This is a genomic window from Rheinheimera sp. UJ63, assembly GCF_021568285.1.
Taxonomy (GTDB): domain Bacteria; phylum Pseudomonadota; class Gammaproteobacteria; order Enterobacterales; family Alteromonadaceae; genus Alishewanella; species Alishewanella maricola.
In genome coordinates, this window is the sequence record NZ_JAKGTQ010000001.1 from 736084 (window position 1) to 759663 (window position 23580).

At 45.7% G+C, this 23580-nt stretch carries 21 protein-coding genes; 11 read left to right on the forward strand and 10 right to left on the reverse strand.

The features are described from left to right. The first annotated feature begins 49 nt into the window (after nucleotides 1-49). Genes L1N97_RS03420 through dusC form a run of 4 tightly spaced genes read left to right on the forward strand, consistent with a single transcriptional unit; the run spans nucleotide 50 to nucleotide 2544 of the window. Nucleotides 50-514, forward strand: a complete 465-nt coding sequence (locus L1N97_RS03420) for a hypothetical protein (RefSeq protein ID WP_226749406.1) — start codon at nucleotides 50-52, stop codon at nucleotides 512-514. A 42-nt stretch (nucleotides 515-556) separates the two neighbouring features. After that, complete coding sequence (locus L1N97_RS03425) at nucleotides 557-1429, forward strand: HDOD domain-containing protein (RefSeq protein WP_236128826.1); 873 nt, start codon at nucleotides 557-559, stop codon at nucleotides 1427-1429. 1 nt (nucleotide 1430) lies between these two features. Then, nucleotides 1431-1586, forward strand: a complete 156-nt coding sequence (locus tag L1N97_RS03430; protein ID WP_229584892.1) for a DUF2256 domain-containing protein — start codon at nucleotides 1431-1433, stop codon at nucleotides 1584-1586. A 1-nt stretch (nucleotide 1587) separates the two neighbouring features. Continuing rightward, a complete protein-coding gene (gene dusC / locus L1N97_RS03435) occupies nucleotides 1588-2544 on the forward strand; it encodes a tRNA dihydrouridine(16) synthase DusC (protein WP_236128827.1) in 957 nt (318 codons plus the stop codon). Nucleotides 2545-2883: 339 nt separating this feature from the next. Here dusC and L1N97_RS16990 read toward each other — a convergent pair whose 3' ends face one another. The 4 genes from L1N97_RS16990 to L1N97_RS03465 all read right to left on the reverse strand — a co-directional run bounded on the left by L1N97_RS16990 (nucleotide 2884) and on the right by L1N97_RS03465 (nucleotide 8913). Then, nucleotides 2884-5454 (reverse strand): S8 family serine peptidase, encoded by a 2571-nt coding sequence (locus L1N97_RS16990; RefSeq protein ID WP_329605533.1) that lies wholly within the window; start codon nucleotides 5452-5454, stop codon nucleotides 2884-2886. A 420-nt stretch (nucleotides 5455-5874) separates the two neighbouring features. Further along, on the reverse strand, nucleotides 5875-6900 hold the full coding sequence (gene tdh / locus L1N97_RS03455; RefSeq protein ID WP_236128828.1) for an L-threonine 3-dehydrogenase: 1026 nt from the start codon (nucleotides 6898-6900) through the stop codon (nucleotides 5875-5877). Between the two features lie 14 nt (nucleotides 6901-6914). After that, nucleotides 6915-8111 carry a glycine C-acetyltransferase gene (locus L1N97_RS03460; RefSeq protein ID WP_236128829.1) on the reverse strand — a complete coding sequence of 399 codons (1197 nt, stop codon included), beginning with the start codon at nucleotides 8109-8111 and terminating at the stop codon, nucleotides 6915-6917. 130 nt (nucleotides 8112-8241) lie between these two features. Then, nucleotides 8242-8913 carry a TetR/AcrR family transcriptional regulator gene (locus L1N97_RS03465; RefSeq protein ID WP_226749400.1) on the reverse strand — a complete coding sequence of 224 codons (672 nt, stop codon included), beginning with the start codon at nucleotides 8911-8913 and terminating at the stop codon, nucleotides 8242-8244. A 109-nt stretch (nucleotides 8914-9022) separates the two neighbouring features. Here L1N97_RS03465 and coaD point away from each other — a divergent pair, with 109 nt between their 5' ends. Further along, the gene (gene coaD, locus L1N97_RS03470) at nucleotides 9023-9532 is read left to right on the forward strand and encodes a pantetheine-phosphate adenylyltransferase (protein ID WP_268964603.1); all 510 of its coding nucleotides are present in this window, start codon (nucleotides 9023-9025) and stop codon (nucleotides 9530-9532) included. Between the two features lie 97 nt (nucleotides 9533-9629). On the opposite strand, the gene L1N97_RS03475 is transcribed toward coaD, so the two are convergent. Further along, entirely contained in the window at nucleotides 9630-10367 is a 738-nt protein-coding gene (locus L1N97_RS03475; protein ID WP_229584888.1) for a SapC family protein, read from the reverse strand. 194 nt (nucleotides 10368-10561) lie between these two features. Beyond that, nucleotides 10562-12160 carry an AbgT family transporter gene (locus tag L1N97_RS03480; protein WP_229584887.1) on the reverse strand — a complete coding sequence of 533 codons (1599 nt, stop codon included), beginning with the start codon at nucleotides 12158-12160 and terminating at the stop codon, nucleotides 10562-10564. Nucleotides 12161-12560: 400 nt separating this feature from the next. On the opposite strand from L1N97_RS03480, the gene L1N97_RS03485 reads away from it, so the two are divergent. Continuing rightward, on the forward strand, nucleotides 12561-13310 hold the full coding sequence (locus L1N97_RS03485) for a 3-hydroxybutyrate dehydrogenase (protein ID WP_236128831.1): 750 nt from the start codon (nucleotides 12561-12563) through the stop codon (nucleotides 13308-13310). 40 nt (nucleotides 13311-13350) lie between these two features. Continuing rightward, on the forward strand, nucleotides 13351-16836 hold the full coding sequence (locus L1N97_RS03490) for a hybrid sensor histidine kinase/response regulator (RefSeq protein ID WP_236128832.1): 3486 nt from the start codon (nucleotides 13351-13353) through the stop codon (nucleotides 16834-16836). A 12-nt stretch (nucleotides 16837-16848) separates the two neighbouring features. Here L1N97_RS03490 and L1N97_RS03495 read toward each other — a convergent pair whose 3' ends face one another. From L1N97_RS03495 to L1N97_RS03510, 4 genes are read right to left on the reverse strand one after another with little or no spacing between them, the layout of a single operon-like run. Next, nucleotides 16849-17451: a PEP-CTERM sorting domain-containing protein gene (locus tag L1N97_RS03495; protein WP_236128833.1), complete on the reverse strand. Its 603-nt coding sequence runs from the start codon at nucleotides 17449-17451 to the stop codon at nucleotides 16849-16851. 32 nt (nucleotides 17452-17483) lie between these two features. Continuing rightward, nucleotides 17484-19313, reverse strand: coding sequence for a hypothetical protein (locus tag L1N97_RS03500; protein ID WP_236128834.1), 1830 nt, complete (start codon nucleotides 19311-19313; stop codon nucleotides 17484-17486). A 1-nt stretch (nucleotide 19314) separates the two neighbouring features. Continuing rightward, nucleotides 19315-20391 (reverse strand): TolB family protein, encoded by a 1077-nt coding sequence (locus tag L1N97_RS03505; RefSeq protein ID WP_229584882.1) that lies wholly within the window; start codon nucleotides 20389-20391, stop codon nucleotides 19315-19317. 3 nt (nucleotides 20392-20394) lie between these two features. After that, a complete protein-coding gene (locus tag L1N97_RS03510) occupies nucleotides 20395-20748 on the reverse strand; it encodes a hypothetical protein (protein ID WP_229584881.1) in 354 nt (117 codons plus the stop codon). 498 nt (nucleotides 20749-21246) lie between these two features. Between L1N97_RS03510 and L1N97_RS03515 the strand changes: the two genes are divergently transcribed. Genes L1N97_RS03515 through L1N97_RS03530 form a run of 4 tightly spaced genes read left to right on the forward strand, consistent with a single transcriptional unit; the run spans nucleotide 21247 to nucleotide 23287 of the window. After that, complete coding sequence (locus L1N97_RS03515; protein WP_236128835.1) at nucleotides 21247-22497, forward strand: HlyD family secretion protein; 1251 nt, start codon at nucleotides 21247-21249, stop codon at nucleotides 22495-22497. A 32-nt stretch (nucleotides 22498-22529) separates the two neighbouring features. Then, nucleotides 22530-22703, forward strand: coding sequence for a hypothetical protein (locus tag L1N97_RS03520; protein ID WP_236128836.1), 174 nt, complete (start codon nucleotides 22530-22532; stop codon nucleotides 22701-22703). Nucleotides 22704-22705: 2 nt separating this feature from the next. After that, nucleotides 22706-22909 carry a hypothetical protein gene (locus tag L1N97_RS03525; RefSeq protein WP_236128837.1) on the forward strand — a complete coding sequence of 68 codons (204 nt, stop codon included), beginning with the start codon at nucleotides 22706-22708 and terminating at the stop codon, nucleotides 22907-22909. A gap of 60 nt (nucleotides 22910-22969) precedes the next feature. Beyond that, a complete protein-coding gene (locus L1N97_RS03530; protein ID WP_236128838.1) occupies nucleotides 22970-23287 on the forward strand; it encodes a hypothetical protein in 318 nt (105 codons plus the stop codon). Nucleotides 23288-23580 lie beyond the last annotated feature (293 nt).

The window sequence follows — 23580 nt, forward strand, 5'->3', positions numbered from 1 at the left end:
CGCAGGCTAAGGTACAATGTGCGCTTTGTTGAATTGTCTGGAAGGTGCCATGTCTGATAATCGCTTATTCTTGTTGTACGATGCCTCGTTCGACGAAATGGATGCAGAAGGCTGCCCAGGATTTGGCTATGTTTTATTATTTTCTGCCGACGATGTAGAACAATTTCAACCGGGTGAAAACCCCGAGTGTGCTGCAGTGTCTATGCTATTTACGGATCATGCTGATGGCAGTATCAGCGGCGATTTATTAGGCTGGGCACATGTTGATGCCGCTATTTTTCAGGAATACCCGTTAGGTCAATTCTTAGTATTAATGGAACAAGCGGCTCAAGTAGCGATTAATGCTTATCGTCAGGTCGGTCAGGTACCCGATAAACTGGTTGCAGTGAATTTACCGGATGACGAATTATTGCAATTTGATGTGCAGTTTAACGATTTGCAACTCACAGAGCAGCAAACTGAACAACAACTGGCGCAGCAATTGATGCTTGGTCGCCCTTACCTCGATTCATAACAACGGCATTAAACCGTCTAAACAGGCACGCGGAGTAGCGGCATGGTACAAGCAATCAATATGGGCTTAATTGAGCAAGCCTTACAAGGTTTTACCATTCCGCCGCAGCCGCAAATTTTGCAGCATATTCAAAAACAACTCAGCAGTCAGGATCCCGATCTGAATCGTATTGCAGCCTTAATTGCACTGGATATCGGTACTGCGGGTTTTACTTTAAAAGTGGTCAATTCTGCCTTTTTTGGGCTGAAAAATAAAATCACCTCGATAGAGCAGGCCTGCCGCTACCTGGGCTTAAACCGTGTGATCATGTTGGCGCGCAGTGTGTTATTACGCTTTACCTTGGAAGAAGGGCGCCAAGATGCTTTTAATCAAAAGCTCTGGAATAACGCCTTGCACACTGCCAATATTGCCATGACACTCGCCAAACAATTGAATTTTAGCCAACTCGTCCAAGATGATTGCTATTCACTGGGCTTGTTTCGCAATGCCGGCATGGCCTTAATTAGCCAACAGCGCAATGACTATGCCGCCATCATGCAGCAAGGCCTGCAACAGCAACAACACTATAGTGAAATTGAAGAGCCACGTTTTCATACCAGCCACGAAGTATTAGGCTATTTAATTGCCGAATCTTGGGGCTTGTCTGACATGTTGTGTAATGTAATTGCTTATCACCATAGCACACCTCTAATCCTGGCGACCGAAAACTCAGAAGAGCAGCAACGCTTTGCCCTGTTAAAAATTGCGGAATACTTTAGTGGTGAAAGCCGACAATTGTTCGCTGTTCATCAAGATCCTGAGTGGCAAAGCCAGCAAAGCGCCATCCTCGATGTATTGGAGCTAGAACCACTGCAGTTACCTGAACTGGCCGAGCTGCTGCATCGCCAAGATTTACACACTATTTATAGCGTTTGATATGGCGCACAAGAAATGTCATTTACCTGAAAAAATCTGCCCCGTCTGCCAACGCAGTTTTAGTTGGCGGAAAAAATGGCAACAGCACTGGGACGAAGTGCGTTATTGCTCAGAGCGCTGCCGACGTCAACGCAGCAACGATAAAGTATCCCCCTAATATGCGAATTATCTTGGCACCGATGGAAGGTGTGGTCGATCACTTGATGCGCGAGATGCTCACGGCCATTGGTGGTTATGATTTATGCGTTACCGAGTTTGTCCGTGTTGTCGATCAAAAACTGCCTGCCCGGGTCTTTACGCGGCTTTGCCCTGAGTTATTACAAGGCGGTAAAACCCTCGCCGGCACACCTGTACGCGTACAGTTATTAGGCCAAGAGCCCGACTGGTTAGCCGAAAACGCCGTGCGTGCCGTTGAGTTAGGTTCGCCAGGTGTCGATTTAAACTTTGGTTGCCCTGCTAAAACGGTGAATAAAAGCCGTGGCGGTGCGGTACTGTTGCGTGATACCGAGCAGTTGTATCGTATTGTCAAAGCAGTACGTACTGCGGTACCGGCTGAATTTCCGGTGACAGCTAAAATTCGATTAGGTTATGAAGATACCCGCTTAGCCATTGCTAATGCCTGCGCCATCGCCGAGGCGGGTGCTAGCAGTTTAGCCATTCATGCTCGCACTAAATCGGATGGCTATCGCCCACCCGCTTATTGGCCTTGGATCGCGAAAATTAAACAACAGGTCGCTATCCCATTAGTCGCCAATGGTGAGATCTGGAATGCCGAACAGGCTTTGTTATGCCAAGAGCAAAGCCAATGCCAAGATATTATGCTCGGCCGTGGTGCCTTAGCGATGCCGAATTTAGCTCAGCATATTCGACTAAAACAGCCACCATTACCCTGGCCTGAGGTACTCACGCTATTAATGCGCTATTCGGAATTTGAGATGTCGGGCGAGAAAGGTAAGTATTACGCCAACCGCGTAAAACAGTGGTTTAGCTATTTAAAACTGCAGTATCCACAAGCCAGTGAGTTGTTTCAGCAATTACGTGTGCTAACTCGAAGCGCCGATATTTTAGCGTTGCTTCAGCAACAACTTGAGCTACCAAATAACCAGCATGCCTAAGGCATGCACGCCATATTTAACAGCAAAGATTGGCATGAATCTTCACCTGATAACTCCTACGAGTACAATATAAAAGCGAACCTAAGTTTAATGCCGATCAGTTTAGTGTTTAGCATCACGCGATTTGCTCACCTCAACACGCCATGAATCATCCTTGAGACTCGATGATGAAGTTCATTCCTAAGCTTCACCCTTGCGGGTCAGCAGAGCTGCTCGCATTCGTTCTCGATGAATTTGTCCGGCCATCCATGGCCGTCAACGGTTGATTTAGAGCAAACAGGTCATGCTTAACTAACGTGGATTAAACCTAAGTTCGCCTTTTGTTAAGTTAAGCCTATCTTAGCGCGCTATGGTGATCACTGGCGAAATCCACGTTTCCCAATGCGCTGGATTATTTTTATCACCCAGTGCTTTCAGTACTTTAATTTGTATTACGTAGTCGCCATTGGGCACTTCTTTGGTTTTACCTTTACCGCCATTGCTATGGATACGACTACCATCCCAGCTAAATGAATAAAAACCGGTTGTAGTACTGTTGCGTGGTAAATAATCACTGACGTTGGTTTTATGGAAAACCGGATGAACAGGCTGCATTGACGCTGCATGCAGGATATTCATTTCCATATAACGGGCATGGTGATCAAAGTGCAGCAAGAACCAAGGCACATCATCACCTTGCATAGTGTAGCTGCAGGCAGCCGCACAATTACTAAAGAAGCCACCACCTAATTTTGCTAACCACGGAAAACCGTTGCCAGTTGGCGTTAAAACTTGAATACCTTGGTAATCACCGACAAAACCAGCGAAAGGCACGCGGTATACTTGCCCCGCCTGTTCAGGCGTAAACACAATATAACCCCCATATTGGCCATTTACCGGGCCAGTTGCTGGATTGATAGTCGCATCAACTGTGGCACTACTGTTCGCTGGTACTGTTAGATTATTGCTACTAAAGGTCACACTGGCATCACTACCAAAAAACGTAGGGGTAATAACACCACCAGTAGATAAGGCATTCACTGCTGACAATTGATAGGTTACCGCAACATCCGCTTGGTTATGCACCGTTAAGCGTTGGATAAACGCTCCAGCCTCCCCTTCACCGGTAGCAATTTTACCCGGTGTGATATAAGTAGTAGCATTGATGCTGTCATCAATATCAACCATACCGGCACCTTGGCGATGCACATGGTCTAGAATACCTGTATTGGGATTAAGAGACCAAACTTTAGGATCAGCACTATTTTGTAACACAGTACGTACCGCCTTAGCCGATAACGCAGGCTTAGCTTCTAATAAAAGCGCGGCTGCACCAGCAACATGCGGTGATGACATTGAAGTGCCACCCAAGGTTGCAAAACCGCCTCTTTCTAAAGGATAAGTTGAATAAATCACGCCGCCTGGCGCACCTATATCCGGCTTAAGGGCTAAGTCAGGAGACAGACCATAAGAACTGAAACTAGAAATCAAGCCGCCTGTGGCTAGTGGCGTTTTAATACTACGATTAGTCCAAGTTAGCACAGGGCTTGCTTGCGCTAACACATAAGCACCATCAGTCCCGGAAATACTGACTACCGGAATGGAGCCATTGCCAATAACCGCACCCAAAGTACCGCTAAAACTGGCAGCGGCATTGTTATAGATCACCACAGCAGTAGCACCGGCATTAATGGCATTAGCCGCTTTCTCACCAAAACCACAAACGCCTCGCACGGCAAGCGCAACTTTACCTGCCGGACTTGCCAGCAACGCATCGGTGTTACAAGCACGGCCAATAGCGACCATATCCGCAGAACCTAACTTGGGTACTGGACCACTAAACGTGAACGTGTTGTACGCGATATCCCGACCATTAACTTGTAGTAGTGGTGTTGACGTGGCGGCGTTGTCATAGGAGGCCACACCAATTACATGCTCACCTAAACCTGGCGCGCCAGCAGAATATAAACCACTCGCGCCACTATTACCGATGGATGCCACAACAACCATGCCTTTTTCGACTAAGCGATCTGCAGCTTGCGCGGTAGGATATTGCGGCCATTGAAAGGATGAACCAATACTCATATTCAGAATATGCATACCATCGGCATAGGCTCTTTCCATTGCTTCGATCATGATGTCGGCGGTGGTGCTGCCATTACAGCCAAATACCCGATAAGCACCAAAAGTCACATCGGGTGCCACGCCAACCACAGTGCCATTCGCACCGACAATACCGGCGACATGAGTACCATGGCCACCACAATCATCAGGATTATTATCCGGTGTTGCCACAGGGTTATACAAAGCACTGGTTGAATCAGCATTAAAGGCATCACCGACAAAGTCATAACCATAAGCTACGCGTGCTGAAGGAAACGAAGTGCTACCATTTACGCCATTACCACCAAAGTCCGGGTGATCAATATCGATACCCGTATCCATAATAGCGACTTTTATGCCAGAGCCTTTTAAGCCAAAAAGGTTTTGTGCCACATCAGCACCGGTCATTCCGAGCGCGTTAGCCATATCAGCCGCAGAACCACCGTGGTCGACATCAACATTTGGCGCTTGAATTAACTCAACGGGGTAAATGGCTTTAACACCAGGGATCTGCATTAATTTGGCACGCTCAGACGAACTGATTTGTACTGAGAAGCCATTAAATAGTGTTGTAAAACTCCGTCTTTCGTTAAAGTTTACTTCGGCTTCTTTTGCCGCTTTTCGAAAGTTATCTTGTGCTGCTTTGACATTATTTTTAGAATTTCCATCAGCTACTGGCTTATCTGATAACTCGATAAACCAGAGATTACCGCCTTCAGCGGCATTTTCAGGTAATTGTTGAGCGAATATTGATGGTGCACTAAAGGCCAGCAGGCAAGCTGCTGCAAGGTGGAAGCTTGTGGCAATTTTATTTTTTTTTGAAGACATGGATAACGACTCCTTGTATTGCTCTTAACATCGCTTTAACAGTACATCATTTTCTCTGGGGCGACCGTATTACTGATCAGAAAAACGGATTCAGCGCAAACGAGCAGCATAAAATGAGCCAAGTCGTAATCATGAGCTGCAAGAGAATAAAATCGCATTAACTTAGAAAAAGTCGCACAGCAAACTTTATGAAGTGTAAAAAAAGCTGACGGATTTACATAAAATTAGCCTCAAATTCAATTGCTATAAAACACAGTTAAATATGAAACAAAAGTAAACTTTGTAAAATGAAGAAAAGCGGTGCGAGGCGATTTCAAGCAAAATTGATAAGAATATGAGGTTGTGTAAAAAGCAGCAAAACGCCATTTTAGCAGACGTTTATTACCAAAAAAGAGCGCCGAAGCGCTCTATTCTAATGGGTTAAGACCAGTTTAAGATCACTTTGCCCGATTGGCCTGAGCACATAATCTCAAAGCCTTCTTGGTAGTTTTCCATCGGCATTTCATGAGTGATAATCGGGCTTAAATCTAAGCCTGATTGAATTAAGCTGGCCATTTTGTACCAGGTCTCAAACATCTCACGGCCATAAACGCCTTTAATCACTAAACCTTTAAAAATAACCTTATTCCAGTCAATCGCCATTGAGCTGGGTGGAATACCCAGCATGGCAATTTTGCCGCCGTGGTTCATGGTATCAAGCATGCTGCTAAATGCAGACGGCACACCTGACATTTCTAAACCGACGTCAAAGCCTTCGGTCATGCCCAGTTCGCGCATCACTTCTTTCAAGTTTTCTTTACTGACATCAACGGCACGGGTTGCGCCCATTTTTTTAGCGAGTTCCAAGCGATAAGGGTTTACATCGGTCACCACCACATGGCGTGCACCGACGTGCCGTGCTACGGCAGCCGCCATAATACCAATAGGGCCAGCACCGGTGATTAACACATCCTCACCCACTAAATCGAATGACAATGCGGTATGCACCGCATTACCGAACGGATCGAAGATTGCCGCGATGTTGTCTGGAATATTGTCGGCGAGTTTAAAAGCGTTATAAGCAGGGATCACTAAATACTCGGCAAAAGAGCCGGTACGGTTAACGCCCACGCCTATGGTATTTCGACATAAATGCACGCGACCCGCACGACAGTTACGGCAATACCCGCAGGTGATATGACCTTCGCCCGATACGCGATCGCCTATGCTAAAGCCACGAACTTCTGAGCCCATGCCTTCAATCACCCCCACATACTCATGACCAACGACCATACCATGAGGAATGGTGTTTTGCGCCCACTCATCCCATTTGAAGATATGCACATCGGTGCCGCAAATAGCGGTTTTCTTGATGCGAATTAACACATCGTTCGGGCCCACTTCTGGTTTTTCAACTTCCGTTTGCCAAATACCTGGTTCTGCTTTTAACTTTGCTAATGCTTTCATTACTACGCCCCGCCTTATGCGATCACGCCCATGTCTTTACCAATTCGGATAAAGGCCGAAATGGCTTTATCTAATTGCGCTTTTGTGTGTGCTGCTGAAATTTGTGTGCGGATCCGCGCTTGGCCTTTGGGCACCACGGGAAAGGAGAAACCCACCACATAGATCCCCTCTGCCAACATGCGTTTTGCCATTTCGGCCGCGACCTTGGCATCCCCTAACATCACCGGAATAATGGCATGATCTTTACCAGCCAGCGTAAAACCTGCCGCCGTCATTTGCTCACGGAAATAATTAGCGTTTTGCCATAGCTGCGCGCGTAATTCATCACCTTGCGCCAGCATGTCTAATACTTTAATCGACGCGGTAACAATAGAGGGCGCTAAAGAGTTCGAGAACAAATAAGGCCGTGAACGTTGCCGTAACCAATCAATAATAGCTTTTTTACCCGAGGTATAGCCGCCTGAGGCGCCACCTAAGGCTTTACCTAAAGTGCCGGTAATAATGTCAACGCGATCCATTACTTCACAATATTCGTGAGTGCCGCGACCGTTTTTACCGACAAAACCGACCGCATGACTGTCATCTACCATGACCATGGCATTATATTTGTCGGCCAGATCACATACTGATTTCAGATCGGCAATCACGCCATCCATCGAAAAGACACCATCAGTGGCGATGAGCTTAAAACGCGCACCGTCGGCGTCGGCTTGTTTTAATTGCGCTTCTAATTCGGCCATATTGTTATTGGCATAACGATAGCGTTTCGCTTTACACAACCTCACGCCATCAATGATAGAAGCATGATTCAGTGCATCAGAAATGACCGCGTCTTCAGCACCTAAAATCGTTTCAAACAAACCACCGTTGGCATCAAAGCAAGAAGAATACAAAATGGTATCTTCGGTACCGAGAAACTCGCTCACTTTGGCTTCCAAGGTTTTATGAATATCTTGCGTACCACAGATAAAGCGCACCGATGCCACACCAAAACCATGGCTTTGCAAACCGGCCGCGGCGGCAGCAATCAGATCAGGATGATTGGCCAACCCTAAATAGTTATTCGCACAGAAATTGAGTACCTGTTGTGAGCCAACCGTCACATCGGCTTGCTGTTGTGATGTGATGATACGTTCTGCTTTGTACAGACCTTCTGCTTTCACCTCTTCGAGTTGTTGTTCTAGATGGTGCAGAAAAGCGCCATTGCGCATAAAGCCTCCTCTGGCAATATTGGGCAGGAATTAAGCTGTTGAACTCGCTATTGTAAAGATTTAGTGCAGTGACTGCAGCGTTCAACGTGAAGCAGCCCGACGGCAGCGCCGCCAAGCTGTAAAGAAAAACCTACAAATCGGCAGCAAATTCATCGCTACCGGCTAAATCGGTATAATGTTGCTGCAGCTTCCGAAAATCGGGTAAGGCTTCTGCCGTGGCATAAGGCTTAAACAATAACAGTACTTTTAGTACGCCACGATATAAATTAGCCTTATTGACTGCCGCTAACGGTGCTTGGGTTTTTAAATAGCTGATCCAAAAACTCACCAGCAACTTGATATTATGCGCCACGTCGCGGATATCATTGGGCTCGATAGCAATCACCTTAGCGTCATTTAAGCCCTTAATCACCGCCATGACCCGTGCTAACACGTTTTGTTGTACGTGCAAATAATCTTGCTGTAACGCGGGATCGCGCGCCAGAATATCCGGCAAATTGGCATAAAAAAACTGGAAACGCCACATTAACTCAAACACCGCATCAAGATAGTCGGTTAGTAAATCCAGTGCCTGTTCAGGCTGCGCAGGGGGTTTGATCCGTGTATCGAGTAATTTGGCATATTCGCGAAAGATCTGCCGCACAATATCTTCTTTATTTCTAAAGTGATAATACAAATTACCCGGGCTTATGCCCAGGTGTGCAGCGATATGGTTAGTGGTAACTTGACGTTCGCCTACTTCGTTAAATAAGGCAATACTGGCCTGTAAAATGCGGTCTTTGGTTCTTAACTTCTTTTCCATTACGTCGTGCGGGCTTCTGTTAATCAGCAAGTATTTTGTTATAGTAACGCCAAACTGAATGTAATTACCAGCCGCGCTGTTGCGTACGCTGGCCGAGGACCACCCATTGATGAAAATCCGCGCTATCTATCCTGGCACTTTTGACCCTCTGACCAATGGCCATGCTGATTTGGTTTTGCGTGCTGCCCGCCTCTTTGATAGCGTCGTCGTGGCAGTGGCGTCTAACCCAAGTAAACAACCGTTATTCACCTTAGAAGAGCGCGTAGAACTGGCTCGAGCGGCATTTAAAGATTGCCCCAATGTCAGTGTCATTGGCTTTTCCGGCTTGCTCGCCAAGTTTGGCCAAGAACAACAAGCGCAGGTATTGATCCGCGGTGTGCGTGCAGTCGCTGATTTTGAATACGAGTTTCAGTTAGCCAGTATGAATCGGTCGTTAAACCCCGAATTAGACAGCATCTTTATGACGCCCTCTGAGAAAAATACCTTTATCTCATCCACCTTGGTCAAAGAAGTCTGTCGTCATGGTGGTGATGTGTCGAGCTTTGTCCCCGATCATGTCAGAATTGCGCTGCAAGCACGTTTAGCCCAAGTGGCTGCAACAGCTCAGAGCGCTGGCTAAATAACTTACATACCGCTCAAAAAAAGGGGCTCAGTAAACTGCGCCCCTTTTTTATTGCACTGGCGGTCACTGCAACAGTAACCGCTTAGCTATGGCATTATTCTGTTTTTGCAGCAGCGGCAGCCGCATCACGTGCGGCTAACTTTTGCACTAATTTTTGCGTATGCTGAAGTGACATCAGGTGAGCATAAATTGCAGTCAAGTAACCTAACTTACGTAATTCAAGGAAGGTTTCATCGCTTAACTCATTCAACGCTTTGTCATCAATCATGTTGATACCGTTGATATTACGCTTTTCTTCATTGATGGTAACAGTAAGCACTTGCTCTTTAATTAAGCCTAATTCTTGCATTTTTAGCGTGAAGTTATGAGTGATCTGGCTAAAATCAACAAAATCAGCCATTTGCTGCTTACGTGCAACTAAGTATTCACTTTCTGTGCCGTCTTCATTAAATAAGGCAAAACCTTCAGTGTCGTTCACACGCTCAGACGATTCGTCGATAGCCACGATTAAACGATCACTACCTGGCTGATCTTGTACTAGCACTAAAGGGTAATTACGAGCAACACGAGGAACGTACATACCGTCCCACTTGCCATCTTTGATCACCAGGTTTTGCTGTGCTGATAAACCTAATAACACCACTGGCTGGAAATTTTCACCCGATTGATCTTTAACAAAAACGATAGGGAATTCAGCACCCGCAACCACAAACTCATGCACTACAACCGGTAACATATGCTCATTAGCAATGTGTTGAAAAAGATTTTGCGTGTTGATCTTGGTTTTGGCGTGGCCTTCTTTGTGTAACGCCACTACTTTATTTTCTGCCATATACTACTCTGCTCTCTAAAATTTTAAATTAAGTATGTTGTGTTGGTTCGCTGCAGCATCTCACTCATTAACCTGGCTATGGAACGGTCGGCCCGCAGTAAGGCGGAACAAGCCAGGCGCTATACAGACTGCTGCTTAGCTGCCTGAGCCATGTTATATCACAGCTTTCAAGCAGCAGTAAGCCTGATTACCAATTACTGTGTGAATTCGTAATAGGTCGGGGCATTTGGCCCCACGGGCATGCCCAATAAGAACACCCAGCTATAGAATAAGATGACCCAGCCCACGAAAAACACCATGGTATAAGGCAGCATGGTGGCAATCAGCGTACCGATCCCCATGTTCTTTTTATAACGGGAGGCCACCGCCAAAATAAGCCCAAAATAGCTCATCATTGGCGTAATGAGGTTAGTGACCGAATCACCAATACGGTACGCCGCTTGAATCACCTCTGGTGAGTAACCGACAATCATTAACATCGGCACAAAAATGGGTGCGAAAATCGCCCACTGTGCAGAAGCCGAGCCCAAAGACAAATTGACAAAAGCACACATTGCAATAAAAAACACAAAGAGTTCTGGCCCGGTTAAACCAATGTTTTGTAACAAGGTGGCGCCTTTTACCGCAAATATCGCCCCTAAATTTGACCAGCCAAAAAACGCGACAAACTGCGCCGCAAAAAACACCAGCACGATATAAAGCCCCATCGAGCTCATGCTTTTAGCCATGGCATCAATCACATCACGATCGCTTTTCATGGTGCCAACAATGCGACCATAAACGTAACCCGGAATACCAAAAGTAATAAAGATAAAAACAACGATGCCTTTAAGAAACGGTGAGTTATCTACCAAGCCGGTTTCGGGATGCCTTAACACACCATTCTCTGGCACGATACTGAGCGCCAGCAAAATGCCTAAGAATAAAAACGTTAAACCCGCCGCTTTTAAACCGCGTTTTTCTTGAGGCGTCAGTGCATCGAGTTTTTGCTCACCCAAATCGACCGAGGCTTCATTCGGGTTATATTTGCCCAGTTTCGGCTCAACGATTTTTTCTGTGACTAAAGCACCGAGCGTAGCAATAACAAAGGTACTGACAATCATAAAGTACCAGTTAGCTTCGGGGCCAACGACATAGTTTGGATCAATTAAATTCGCCGCTGAAGTGGTAAAGCCTGCCAGTAAGGGATCGACCGTACCAATAAATAAATTGGCACTGTAACCGCCAGAAACACCAGCAAAAGCCGCGGCTAAACCGGCTAACGGATGACGGCCTAACGAGTAAAAAATTAAGGCAGCCATTGGAATGAGCACCACATAACCCAGCTCTGAGGCGGTATTAGAAATGATACCGGCAAACACAACCGTGACCGTGACCATGCGTTTTGATGCATTCATCACCAATCCCCGCATCGCCGCAGAAATTAAGCCGGAGTGCTCCGCCACACTGACACCCAGCAAGGCCACTAACACCACGCCTAAAGGCGCGAAACTGGTAAAGTTAGTCACTAAATTTGAAATAATCCGCTGTAAGCCATCAACCGTCATCAGGCTTACCACCTGAATGGTGCCGTCGGCTGCGCGGCCAGAGGTACCCTCTGGTCTTGGATCAATCGCGCTAAAATCAAAGTAAGCAGCGATACCACTGCCAAAAACCACGGCAATAGCAAAACAAGCAAATAAAGTTACAGGGTGTGGGAGCAGATTACCTAAAAATTCTACAGTATCGAGAAATCGGGTAAACCAGCCACGTTTTTCCGCAACGCCGTTTGGCGTTTTGCTGGAATTCGTCATCAATCGGATCCTCTTGGTCAAAGGTGGTGCAATAAGGCATTGCTATTGCAAACCAGACGGTTTTTTATTTTATTAAGCGCCAAGGCTGGTTTGCCTTGCTGGCGGCTCAAGTACCGTTCTGGTGAATTGTAAAAGCGCTAAATCTATCACAGGAAATCAGTAGCGCAAAGCTGCAAACCTTTTACTGCCTCACTGTCATCGCTTAAAGCCGCTCACTGGCGAACCTTTATTGTGGCCATTTCGCTGCAGATTGACGCTGGGGTTAAGCCCAATAAATAGGATTTCAATATCCTAAACTGTATTGGTTAGCCAGACACATGGCACACATAGCACTAAAGTACCGTTGTAGTAAGAGGCCAGCTTTCTTAGCATGCTAAGTATTATTTATAGGAGAGTTATTATGCGTGTAGTCGTTACTGGAGCCACCGGCGGCATTGGTTTTGCCGTTGCCGAAGCCTTTGCTAAAGCAGGTCATGCTGTGGTGTTGGCCGATTTAAATGCTGAATTACTGAAGAGCAAAACGGCAGAGCTCACCGCTGCCGGATATATCGCCGACGCCTTTGTATTAGATGTAACCAATGACGAGCAAATTGCCGCTTGTGCCGCACAATTTCCAGCAGATATTTTAATTAATAATGCAGGTATTCAGCATGTTGCTCGCTTAGAAGACTTTCCACCAGAGAAATGGGCATTATTATTAGATGTGATGCTAACCGGCCCCGCCATGTTAACGCGGGCCATGTTGCCGCATATGCAGCAACAAAACTTTGGCCGAGTGATCAACATTGGCTCTATCCACGCGTTAGTGGCATCGCCGTTTAAATCGGCCTATGTAGCAGCCAAGCATGGTTTACTGGGCTTTAGTAAAGTGATCGCACTGGAAAACGCAGATAAGAACTTTACCATCAACACCATTTGCCCGGCTTATGTCAAAACGCCATTGGTAGAAAAACAAATTAGTGCCCAAGCTAAAGAGCATAACTTAACCGAGCAGCAGGTCATTGAACAAATTATGCTAGCGCCGATGCCACAAAAAGCTTTTATTGACGTCAGTGAAATTGCTGAAACCGCCTTATTTTTGTGCCAACCGGCCGCCAAACACATTACGGCGCAAACCTTGGTATTGGATGGTGGCTGGACTGCACGCTAGCTGAACCCGTAAAACTCAGGCACAATCAGGATATTATGTATTGACGAGCTCTGCCTCTGCAATGATTCAAAATGGTAGCGGAATCGGTTTAGCCACCCTTGCCGCCATATCACTGCTGTATTTGTTGGTGCTATATTGCGTTGGCCTGTTCGGCCGGCGTATTACCGCACAGCATCCGCTTGCGCCCTGGGTGTTTAGTTTAGCCTTATCCATATATTGCACATCCTGGGCTTTTTATGGCGTTACCGCTCAAGCCGTGGTGAATGGCTGGTGGCTGCCCCCCACCTATATTGGCTCTTTTATCCTGTTTTGGTTTGGCTTTAAATTGCTCGCCCGCGTCGCTGTTGCCTGCCGACGCTATCGTATCACCTCTATTGCTGACTTTATTGCCACCCGCTTTGGCCATTCGCGGCTGTTAGCGGTGATGATCACGTTAATTTTATTGATGACGGTGATCCCCTATATCACGCTGCAACTGCACGCCGTTGCGACCAGTATTAACACCCTAGTGAAAGTGGAAACCGGAGAGCATTGGTATACCGATACCGGGCTTTATGTGTGTTTATGGATGGCAGTGTTTGCGCTGCTGTTTGCCGGTAAAAGCGCTCGCGCCCACCAGCCCAACCCCGGTTTAATGACCGCCATTGCCTTTGAATCGCTAGTTAAACTGTTTGCGTTGTTAGCCATTGCGATATTTGTAGCATGGGGCATCTTTGACGGCGTAGGTAACATCTTTGAATTAGCCGCCGACAGTAACGCTGTACAGCAAATTCAACGTCAGCGCTTGCCTACTTACACCTATTGGATCCATGTATTACTGGGTTTTGCGGCTACCCTTTGTTTGCCTTGGTTATTCCATGTCAGCTTTGTCGAAAACCAAAAGTTGAGCCATTTGCGCAACGCGCGCTGGGTTTTTCCGCTGTACTTATTATTGATGGGCGCCTTTAGCCTACCCTTAGGTTTAGCCGGTATTATGTTACTGGGTGAAAACGCCAATCTCGACTTAGTGATTCTACAACTGCCGCTCGCGGCTAATCGCACCGATATTGCCTTGCTGGCATATATTGGCGGTTTCTCGGCGGCCACCAGTATGGTTGTGATCGCCACCGTTGTACTAGGGATTTTGATCACCAACGAATTGTTAGTGCCGTTATTGTTTCGTCGAAACAACCTAGCCAATGATCAACAAAAACTGATTAAAGTGGCGACTGTAAGACGTTTAGCCATGATCGTGGTACTCACGCTCGGTTTTATTTATTACCGTTTTATTGGCACTGGCACCGGTTTAGCGCAGCTCGGCTTAATGGCATTTGCTTTAGTAGCACAGTTAGCACCTTCGCTAATTATGGGGCTGTTCTCACGTCAAATAAATCGGCGAGGTGCTATAACAGGTTTGGGCAGTGGCGCCTTAATTTGGGCTTATGTATTGCTGTTCCCTGAACTCGTGCGGGCCGGCATTATCAGCAGTCAAATACCTTTAACTGGGCCTTTTGGCGTAAGTTGGTTAGCCCCACAACATTTATTTGGCTGGCAAGGTGATAGTATTACCCTGGGGGTATTACTCAGTTTAAGCGTTAACTGTTTAATGACCCTCCTGGTGAGCCAATTAACCAATACCGGTATTAGTGAATGGCTACAAAGCGGCCGCTTTTTGCGCAGTAGCCGTGAAGCCCCAGCTAGACCATTACAACAACTGACCATTCAAGAGTGTTACTTATTAGTTCGCCGTTTCGCAGGGGAACGCGAAGCCCAGCGCCTGTTACAACGCAACACCAAAGACAACCAAAGCGAATTGCAGCGCTTAGCGCCGATTAATGTGATTCAAGCCACTGAGCGCAGCCTGGCGGCCGTATTAGGCGGCGCCTCGATGCGTTTAATTATGGATGCCAGTGGTCGACATGGCCGTTTGCCGATGGAAACCGTGGAACGCTTTGTCGACGAAGCCAGCCAAGTTTTTCGCTTTAATCAGAATTTATTGCTCTCCACTATTGATAACATCAGCCAAGGTATCGCCGTAGTCGATGCCGATCAACGTGTTATTGCTTGGAATCAGCGCTATATTGAGATGTTTGATTACCCACCGGCGATGGTCGAAGTAGGTCGCCCCGTTGCTGAGTTAATCCGCTTTAATATGCAACGCGGTTTAATTGATAGCGCCGATATTGAAAGCGAAGTGGCTAAACGTATTGGCTTTTTACGCCAAGGTAGCCAATATCGGGTGCAGCGCGAACAGCAAGATGGCCGTGTATTAGAAATACAAGGTAACCCCTTACCGGGCGGCGGTTTTGTGACCACCTATACCGACATCAGTTCTTTTATTGCCGTGCAGCAACAATTAGAACAGAGTAATCAGCTACTAGAACAACGTGTAGTCGAGCGCACCAGTGCCTTGCAACAGTTAAACGCCCAGCTACAACACACTCAGCAACAGCTTGAAATAAGCACCCAAGCCAAAACCCGTTTTTTTGCTGCCGCTGGGCACGATTTAATGCAGCCTTTTAATGCGGCAGCCTTGTTTGCCAGCTTATTGCGCCAAAAAGTGACGGAACCCGAATTAAAACAATTAAGTGAAAACCTCAGCCATTCCCTCAATTCCGCCGAAGAATTACTGACGGCTATCCTCGACTTAACCAAACTCGATTCAGGGGTGATTAAAGCCCGTCATCAACCGGTGAGTGTGCAAATATTGTTAGAAGACATTGCCCGTGATGCCACCATTTTAGCCGAGAAAAAGGGCTTACAATTTAAGCTGCATAGCACAAAATTAGTAGTGAACACTGATCGCAAACTGTTAAAACGTGTCCTACAGAATTTACTGGCGAACGCCATCCGTTATACCCCAGCAGGAAAAATTGTTTTAGGTGTGAAACGCCGCGGCGAGCAACTACAAATTTGTGTATTGGATACCGGTGTTGGTATTGCGCTGGCTGATCAGCAGCGTATTTTTGAAGAGTTTCAACAAGGTAGCCAACCCGATCAAAAAGGCTTAGGGTTAGGCTTAGCGATTTCTCACCGGATCAGCGCTATTTTAAATCACACCTTAACGGTGCAATCGGTGGAAGGACGCGGCAGTTGTTTTAGCCTGTTATTACCACGCGCCCACCTGGTACCGGCACCGCTTGAGAGCACTGCAAAAATTAGCGATATTAGCGCCAGCTTTGCCGGCAAAACGGTTTTATTGTTAGATAACGAACCACAGTTACGCACCGCAGTGGCTGAATTATTACGCAGTTGGCAAATTAATGTGATGGCGGTGGGCCAGCCAACTGAAGCAGTACAGGCATTACAGCAAGGTTTTTTACCCGATGCCTTACTATTTGATTATCACTTGGATAACGGTGCTATTGGCATTGATGTAGCAAAAGAGTTGGCTGCGCGCTTTGCCATAACAGCACCGGTGATTATTCACTCTGCCGATCACAATGAGCAAATTCGTGAAACAGCATTATCAGCGGATTACTATTTTTTACTAAAACCATTAAAACCGGCCGCACTAAAAAAACTGTTTGGCCGGTTATGGCGTTAACGTACGTCACTTTTAAGTAAGGGCACTTCGCCGAGTCACTAGCAATACTAGCATTGAAGCAAACAGCCACAGTGTTGTAGGCTCAGGTACCGCAACCCGACACGCTCCCTGACCTACGCTTACACAAGCCTCACCAGCGGTAAGTTGTAAACTTTCACCAACTCGCCCAACCACATTAAAACCCAATAATGGATCTGCCACATCAAAACTGAGCAGAGTTACTCCATCGGTTAACGCAGTAAAGTTAACCGAAAAAAGCTTTAATGGCCCCACTTGAAAAGCGGCTAACTCATCATCGGTTAAAAATGACACCATAAGACTTTTAATACTGAAGGGTTCAAAGTTAAAATCATAAAACGCTTCACTCGGATCAAATGTAAAGTTAGCCAATTCAAATATTAGCTCATCGGCTCGTAAAATATTGCTATCAAACAGTAAATTGATATCCCAGCCAGAAACAATATTGGGAGCAAACAAGTTCGCCCAAACGTCGATGGATAAGGTGTCCCCCACTGCGACATGCTGCTGCACCGGTGTAATGTAGATCAGTGCGGCTTTTGCTGGCATAGTCGTAAGCGCAAGTAATAACAACAAGCTCGCTAAAAATCTTTTCATAATCATGTTCCTTTTTTATGTTGTCAATTACGTTAAGGCGCTATTGCACAGCGAGGCAAACTGCATTTCAAGGCGCACAAACGAGTATCATTTACCGTGATAACACCATCATTGTTCTGATCTCTAACATCGCCAGCTAACACAAATTGGCCAATAGCCGCACGCACTAAACCAACGTCAACAGAGTCAGTAGCTTGATTGCCATTGACATCACATGCGCTGACTAATGGGCTTATCGTTAGATCGAACAATATGGGCGAGCCTCGTTGCTCATTGCCATTCAGGCGAGCTTGCACTTGCATAAAACGCCCGCTGTTAGATAACGCGGCACCTTTTGTGGCGACTTGATAAGGCAGAGCCGTTAAACCTGCAACACTGTCAGCACTGCGATAGGCAACTTGCACGGAAGTCTCTTCGGGTAAAAACTCATTCCAGTTAATACTGCCCCAGGCCATACCTGCACTCCCGCCGTCATATACGACAGTCCATGTACCTGTTGGTGATGTAACATTTCGCGCTACTAACCCCGTTGCATCGCTGTAGGTGTAAGGCATATTACCCACCGCAAAAACGCCAAGCGGTGCGCCAGTTGTACCACTGTATTTTTGTACTCTGCCGGCACTGGTAAACCCAATTTGCAGCACATCATTATTGGCATCCACTTGAATACCGACCGAAAAGCTACCTCCCGCCTGCAGAGGTGCTTGCCACTGCAATGTGCCATCTGCTGCCACTTTTCTAATCGAAGTTGAACCAGCGATAATATTCCCGCCACCATCCACCACAATACCTAAGGTACTTACTGCCATATTTGGAATAGCGCTATGCGTATTGGTTGTTGGATCGAATTGCCGATTTCCACTTCCCAAGTACACCTTGCCATTACCCAGCGCTATACCGTAATTACTCATCCCACCGAAAGAGGACACCGTATAAGGCCCAGCGTTGCTTTGCGTATTGGTGATTTTACCTAAGGTGCTACCTAAGGATGCGCTCCATAAGGTACCACTGGCATCGATTAAACAACCATAAGGTGTCCATGAACCTGCATTGGGCTGCCCATCAGTTGGCGTTGTTGACACGGGCCCAAAAATGGTGGAACCATCGGCAGCACTGACTTTGTAATAAGCGCGATCATTATATAAACCTACCCACAAATTACCGTCAGTCCCGATACACATTGCACGACCTAATGTACCCGTGGGTCGCAGTGGTGCAGCGTTACCATCCGGTACACGTTTTGCCCAAGCAATACGCTCATCCTGAATTTCATTTTCATCAATAATGCCATTGCCGTTCAAATCCGCCATAGGTAGCATTTCGGAATCATCAATAATCCCGTCATTATTGGTATCTACTGACGTTTCCATCCTGCCATTACCATTGCGGTCAATAAAACCTTCTGCCAAAATTTTCAGGACGACACCAGCACTCATCGTTCCTTGACTAAAATGGCGATTTAAAACATAGGCATTTCCGTTAATATCAACTGATGTGCGTGAGGGTGCAGCACCAGAGTAAGCCGATCCTAAATGTCCAAAATGTCCAGCCTGCCCTGCCGGTCCAAACCAAGTACGGTAACGCGCCACTTCAACGTTTAACACCGTATCAAATTTCGAGACGGTGTCTTCACCCGCGTTAGCAATCCAAGCAACTGGAAAAGTTGTTCCTACCGTATTTAGCTGCAACTGGTCACCATTAGGTGCATCAAAGTTAACGCCATCTAAAGTCCCCGATGCAAAATCTGCATCCAAGGTATAGATTTTTGGCGCAGCCAAAACTGCTGAACTAAAACTGCAAGCAATAACGAGCAATAGGCTTGGATTTAATAATTGATTACCACGATTACGTTGAGTTTTCATCTTAAAGACCTCCCTTTGTAACCGACACCGCAGTTTGCAATTGAATTACTGCTACAGGCTGAGGCACCTGGTCCATATCATGTGATTGGTTTCTGCTAATTCGAACTGAATGTTGCATCGTCAAATCATAAAAAAATATTTGCGTCGTGCCCGTCCGTAAGCTGCTATAAACAACTTGCTGCCCATCTGCGGTCCAGTGTGGATTAAAGTCTTCGTGAGGGTGCTGGCTCAAGTTTTTTACAGCAGAGCCGTCTGCATTCATAACAAAAATATCCATCCTTGTTAAGCCGGGATCATCCCTGCTACTAGCAAAAACTAGCTGCTGACTATCCGGTGACCAGCGAGGAGTTTCATAAGCAGCGGGTTTATCCGCAGTTAAATTAAGCGTTTCTCCCGTTTGTAAATCAAATCGCATGATTGCCAAATGCCCGCGCATATCGGCAACATAAGCAATATAGCGACTATCCTTTGATATAGAGGGATGGGCTTTATTACGGTTTGATGCGTTCTGACTAATATTTCTGAGGTTACTTCCATCTTTATTTACTATCCATACGTCAGTTTTCCCCTCAGTATTGCTTCCCAAAAAAACCAGCTGCTGTCCATCATCACTCCATACTGGTGCATCAGGTCCTTTTTCCTGATCATTATCAGCTACAACCGACATCTGCCGTTTTGGCAGATACCAAATATGCAACTGCATCCCGGCTTTGCTGTTGTCACGTGCCAAATAAGCAACATTTTTGCTATCAGCCGACCATGATGGCGCAGTTTGCCATAACGAGTTCTGATTTAAACGCCGCAAGTTATTACCATCAGCATCAATCAAATAAATCGAGGATAAACCGTTGCGTACCGAGCTAAACGCTAACGTCTTACCATCATTTGACCATGCAGGTTGAGTATTAATTGAATCGCCTTGCGTCAGTGCATGCTCATGCTGGCCTTCACGAACATAAATGTGCGCATTGCCATCTCGTATTGAAACAAACGCCAACGGTGGCTCACTGGAAGCAAGCGACAACTGACTACTCAATAGCAAAAATGCCATGGCGCAGTTAATAAGTGAAATAGTCATCTGTCACTCTCCCGCTTTATGGACATTGACCACTAAAGTTGCAACCACATTATTCTGACTATCAAGCACGCTAAGATGGTGCGCACCAACATAGCTTGTAATAAGCTGATACTGCAGGCTGCCATCGTTACCAGCGGTAACAACTTCATTGCTTCGCTTGTTGTTAACGACAGTTTCTAAGGTATAACTGGCTCCTGGGCTAAACAGAGTTCCATTCAGAACTACAGTATCACCAGCAATAGCCTGCGATGGCCCCGACAACGACAACGCGGTATCAGCCAAGCTTGTTGATGAACACAGTAGTAAGGTTACAAATATCGACGATTTTAAAAATGTGTTAGAAGGGATAATTTCCATTGCTAGCTTCTCCTTTATAAATTAGGTAGAAACCCGCATCACGGCTTAATATGCAAGGTACAACAAAATTAGTTATTGCATAGCTTAAGCCAACTTTAGTTAGGCTTGTTTTAATTGATTAATTTAAAATGAGCGTGATGATACTGCTGTGCAAGTGTAAAGAATGCTGACACTAATACAGTCAAAACTTAATTAATTAAACGTCAAAGCTGAATCCAAACGTTATGTGCACATAAGACATAGCAAGTGTATTCTTACATTCCCGACGTAACTTTTTTGTAAACTTAGCGCGGTTATTTCTATTTCAGTCTTTGCCGCTATAAAATTTTTGCTACTCATTAAACGTCACCTCCCTAACAAACCAGCCAATCGACTTTTTATAATTAATCAGAATTAAAAACTTCGTTTTTTATAAAAAATTATTCTGTTGATTTGCTTTACGACTTTCAAGCCATAACCTATCTTAAAAATCACTTTTAATTAACATTAAAATGACAAATGAGCCAGCAGCCTTTATTTAGACAAGCCGCACTGAAACAGCAAGCGCAACGCTTAGAGGGAGAGGTGGTGATCGCCCAACCGCTGAGTAGTACTGTGCTGACAGTCAGTTTATTACTGCTGGTTAGCGGTATTGTCACTTTTTTAGCTCAGGCTGACTTTAATCGTAAAGCCACCGTCAATGGCTATTTGCAGCCAGATATGGGTATCGCCAAGGTGCATGCCGCACGTGCAGGAGTGATCAGTGAGCTTTATGTTGCAGATGGCGCTATGGTCAGCCAAGGTCAACCGCTACTGTTAGTTAATGTACCGGACTATTTAGCCGAAGGCAGTAGCTTAGTCGGTAGCTTAAGCTTGAGCTTACAACAACAGCAACAATTACTCACCGCTCGGCGCGAACAGCTAGTACTGCACTATCAACAGCAGCAACAAGAATTGCAAAGCCGCTTGGGTTATCAGCAAGCATTATTAACCGAGCAGCAACACCAAACCGCCCTGGTTGCCAATCGGCTGCAACTGCAACAACAACGCTTAGATAAGCTGAGTAGCTTGCAAGCAAAAGGCGCCATTAGCGAGCTGGATTGGCAAGTACAACAAGAAAACTTGCTGTTATTAAAACAACAAGTCACTGAACAGCAGTTAACGCGGCAAAGTCAGCTCGCCGCACTGTCACAACTTGAGGGTCAGTTGCAGCGTTTGCCTACGGAGCAACAGCAGCAACTCGCTTTATTAGAGGCAGAATTTTCGCGACTGCAGCAGCAACAATTAGAGCTACAAGCGCGTAATCAATTGCTGATCACTGCCCCAGTCAGCGGCCGAGTCACCAATTTAGTCGCCGAGCTAGGTAAATATACCCACAGTCATTTACCACTTTTAACTATCTTACCGGAGCAAGCACAGCTCCAAGCTATTTTGCTGGTGCCCACCCGAGCTTTTGGGTTTGTTAGCCCAGGCCAGCGCACTCGCTTACGCTTTGACGCCTTTCCTTATCAGCGTTTTGGTTTATATGAGGGCGAAGTGTTAACAACCGGTGAGGCGATTTTGTTACCTAATGAAGTGGAAATGCCGATTGCTATTCAAGAGCCCGTCTACCGCGTTGCGGTAGCACTGGACTCGCAAGAGATCCGCGCTTACGGCAGCAGCGTCCCGCTGCAATCGGGCATGCTGCTAAGCGCAGATATCGTGCTTGAGCAACGCAGCTTATTAAGCTGGTTGCTAGAGCCGATTTTCAGCCTGAAAGGGCGTCTTTAACCTTAACTGTAATCGTCTCTAGGAGAGATATTATGCAAGAACTTACATTTGAGCAAGTTGAAGAAGTGAGTGGTGGTTTTGTCGCATTATACTGGATTGCTAAGGGTAGCTACATAGCTGGTAAAGCAGCTGTGAGTTATGCAACTCGGCATTATGTTACAACCGCAGTGGGTATTGGTGTAGCTGTTGAATTAGCGAGCGATTGATTATGAATAATTTATCGAAGAGTAGTGCCTCAACCAAAATGATAGAACTTCATGAAAATGAACTTACTTCAGTTTCTGGAGGCCATCCTGCTGTAATCGTTGTTGTTACAGCATACGGTGGTTATGAATTTGGTCGAGAAGTAGGAAAAGGTATTAAGAAAGCTTGGAGTTGGGTTAAAGATAAGCTTTCTGAAGAGGAACCATAGTTAATTATTGATTAGGGCATCAGCGAAGTCTGTTTCACTGATGCCCCGTTGAGGTGAAATATGGATGAACCAAATTATTTGATTATATTCTTTGGCATTATTGTTTTTTACTTCTTTAAGTTGAAAAAATTAAAGAAGTATATGTCTGCCCCTAATGTTCTTTTATATTCAACATTAAAGTTGATAGTGCTGGTTGTTATGACTATGGCTTGTATGTTATTTGCTCACAATATCATCGATGCAAATAACAAAATAGTCTTAGGTTTTGGCGGGGTTGCATTCATAATAACACTAGTTGTAATTACGATTTATGAAGACAAAAAAATTGGTGTTATCGATGACATAATTCAAAAAGCAAAAGACGATTTTTATAAATAACCTTAATAAAATACTTATTTTTTCTAACCATCATAGTCAAAATTATAAAAGCTCATGATCTAGTATTCATAATACTTATGATTACTAACTTACTTACACAACAACTACTGCTAGCTAAAATAGCTATACGCTGAATTTAGCCCTGTTTAAAGTTCGGGAGTAAAAATATGAAGCCTTTCTTACCTATGATCGCTTTAGTTGTTTTTTTCCTCTTATTCGGCATATTTAATATATTTGATCGCTGGCAAACCGGTGAGAGCATTAGAAGAATCGATTACGCTATACTCATGGTC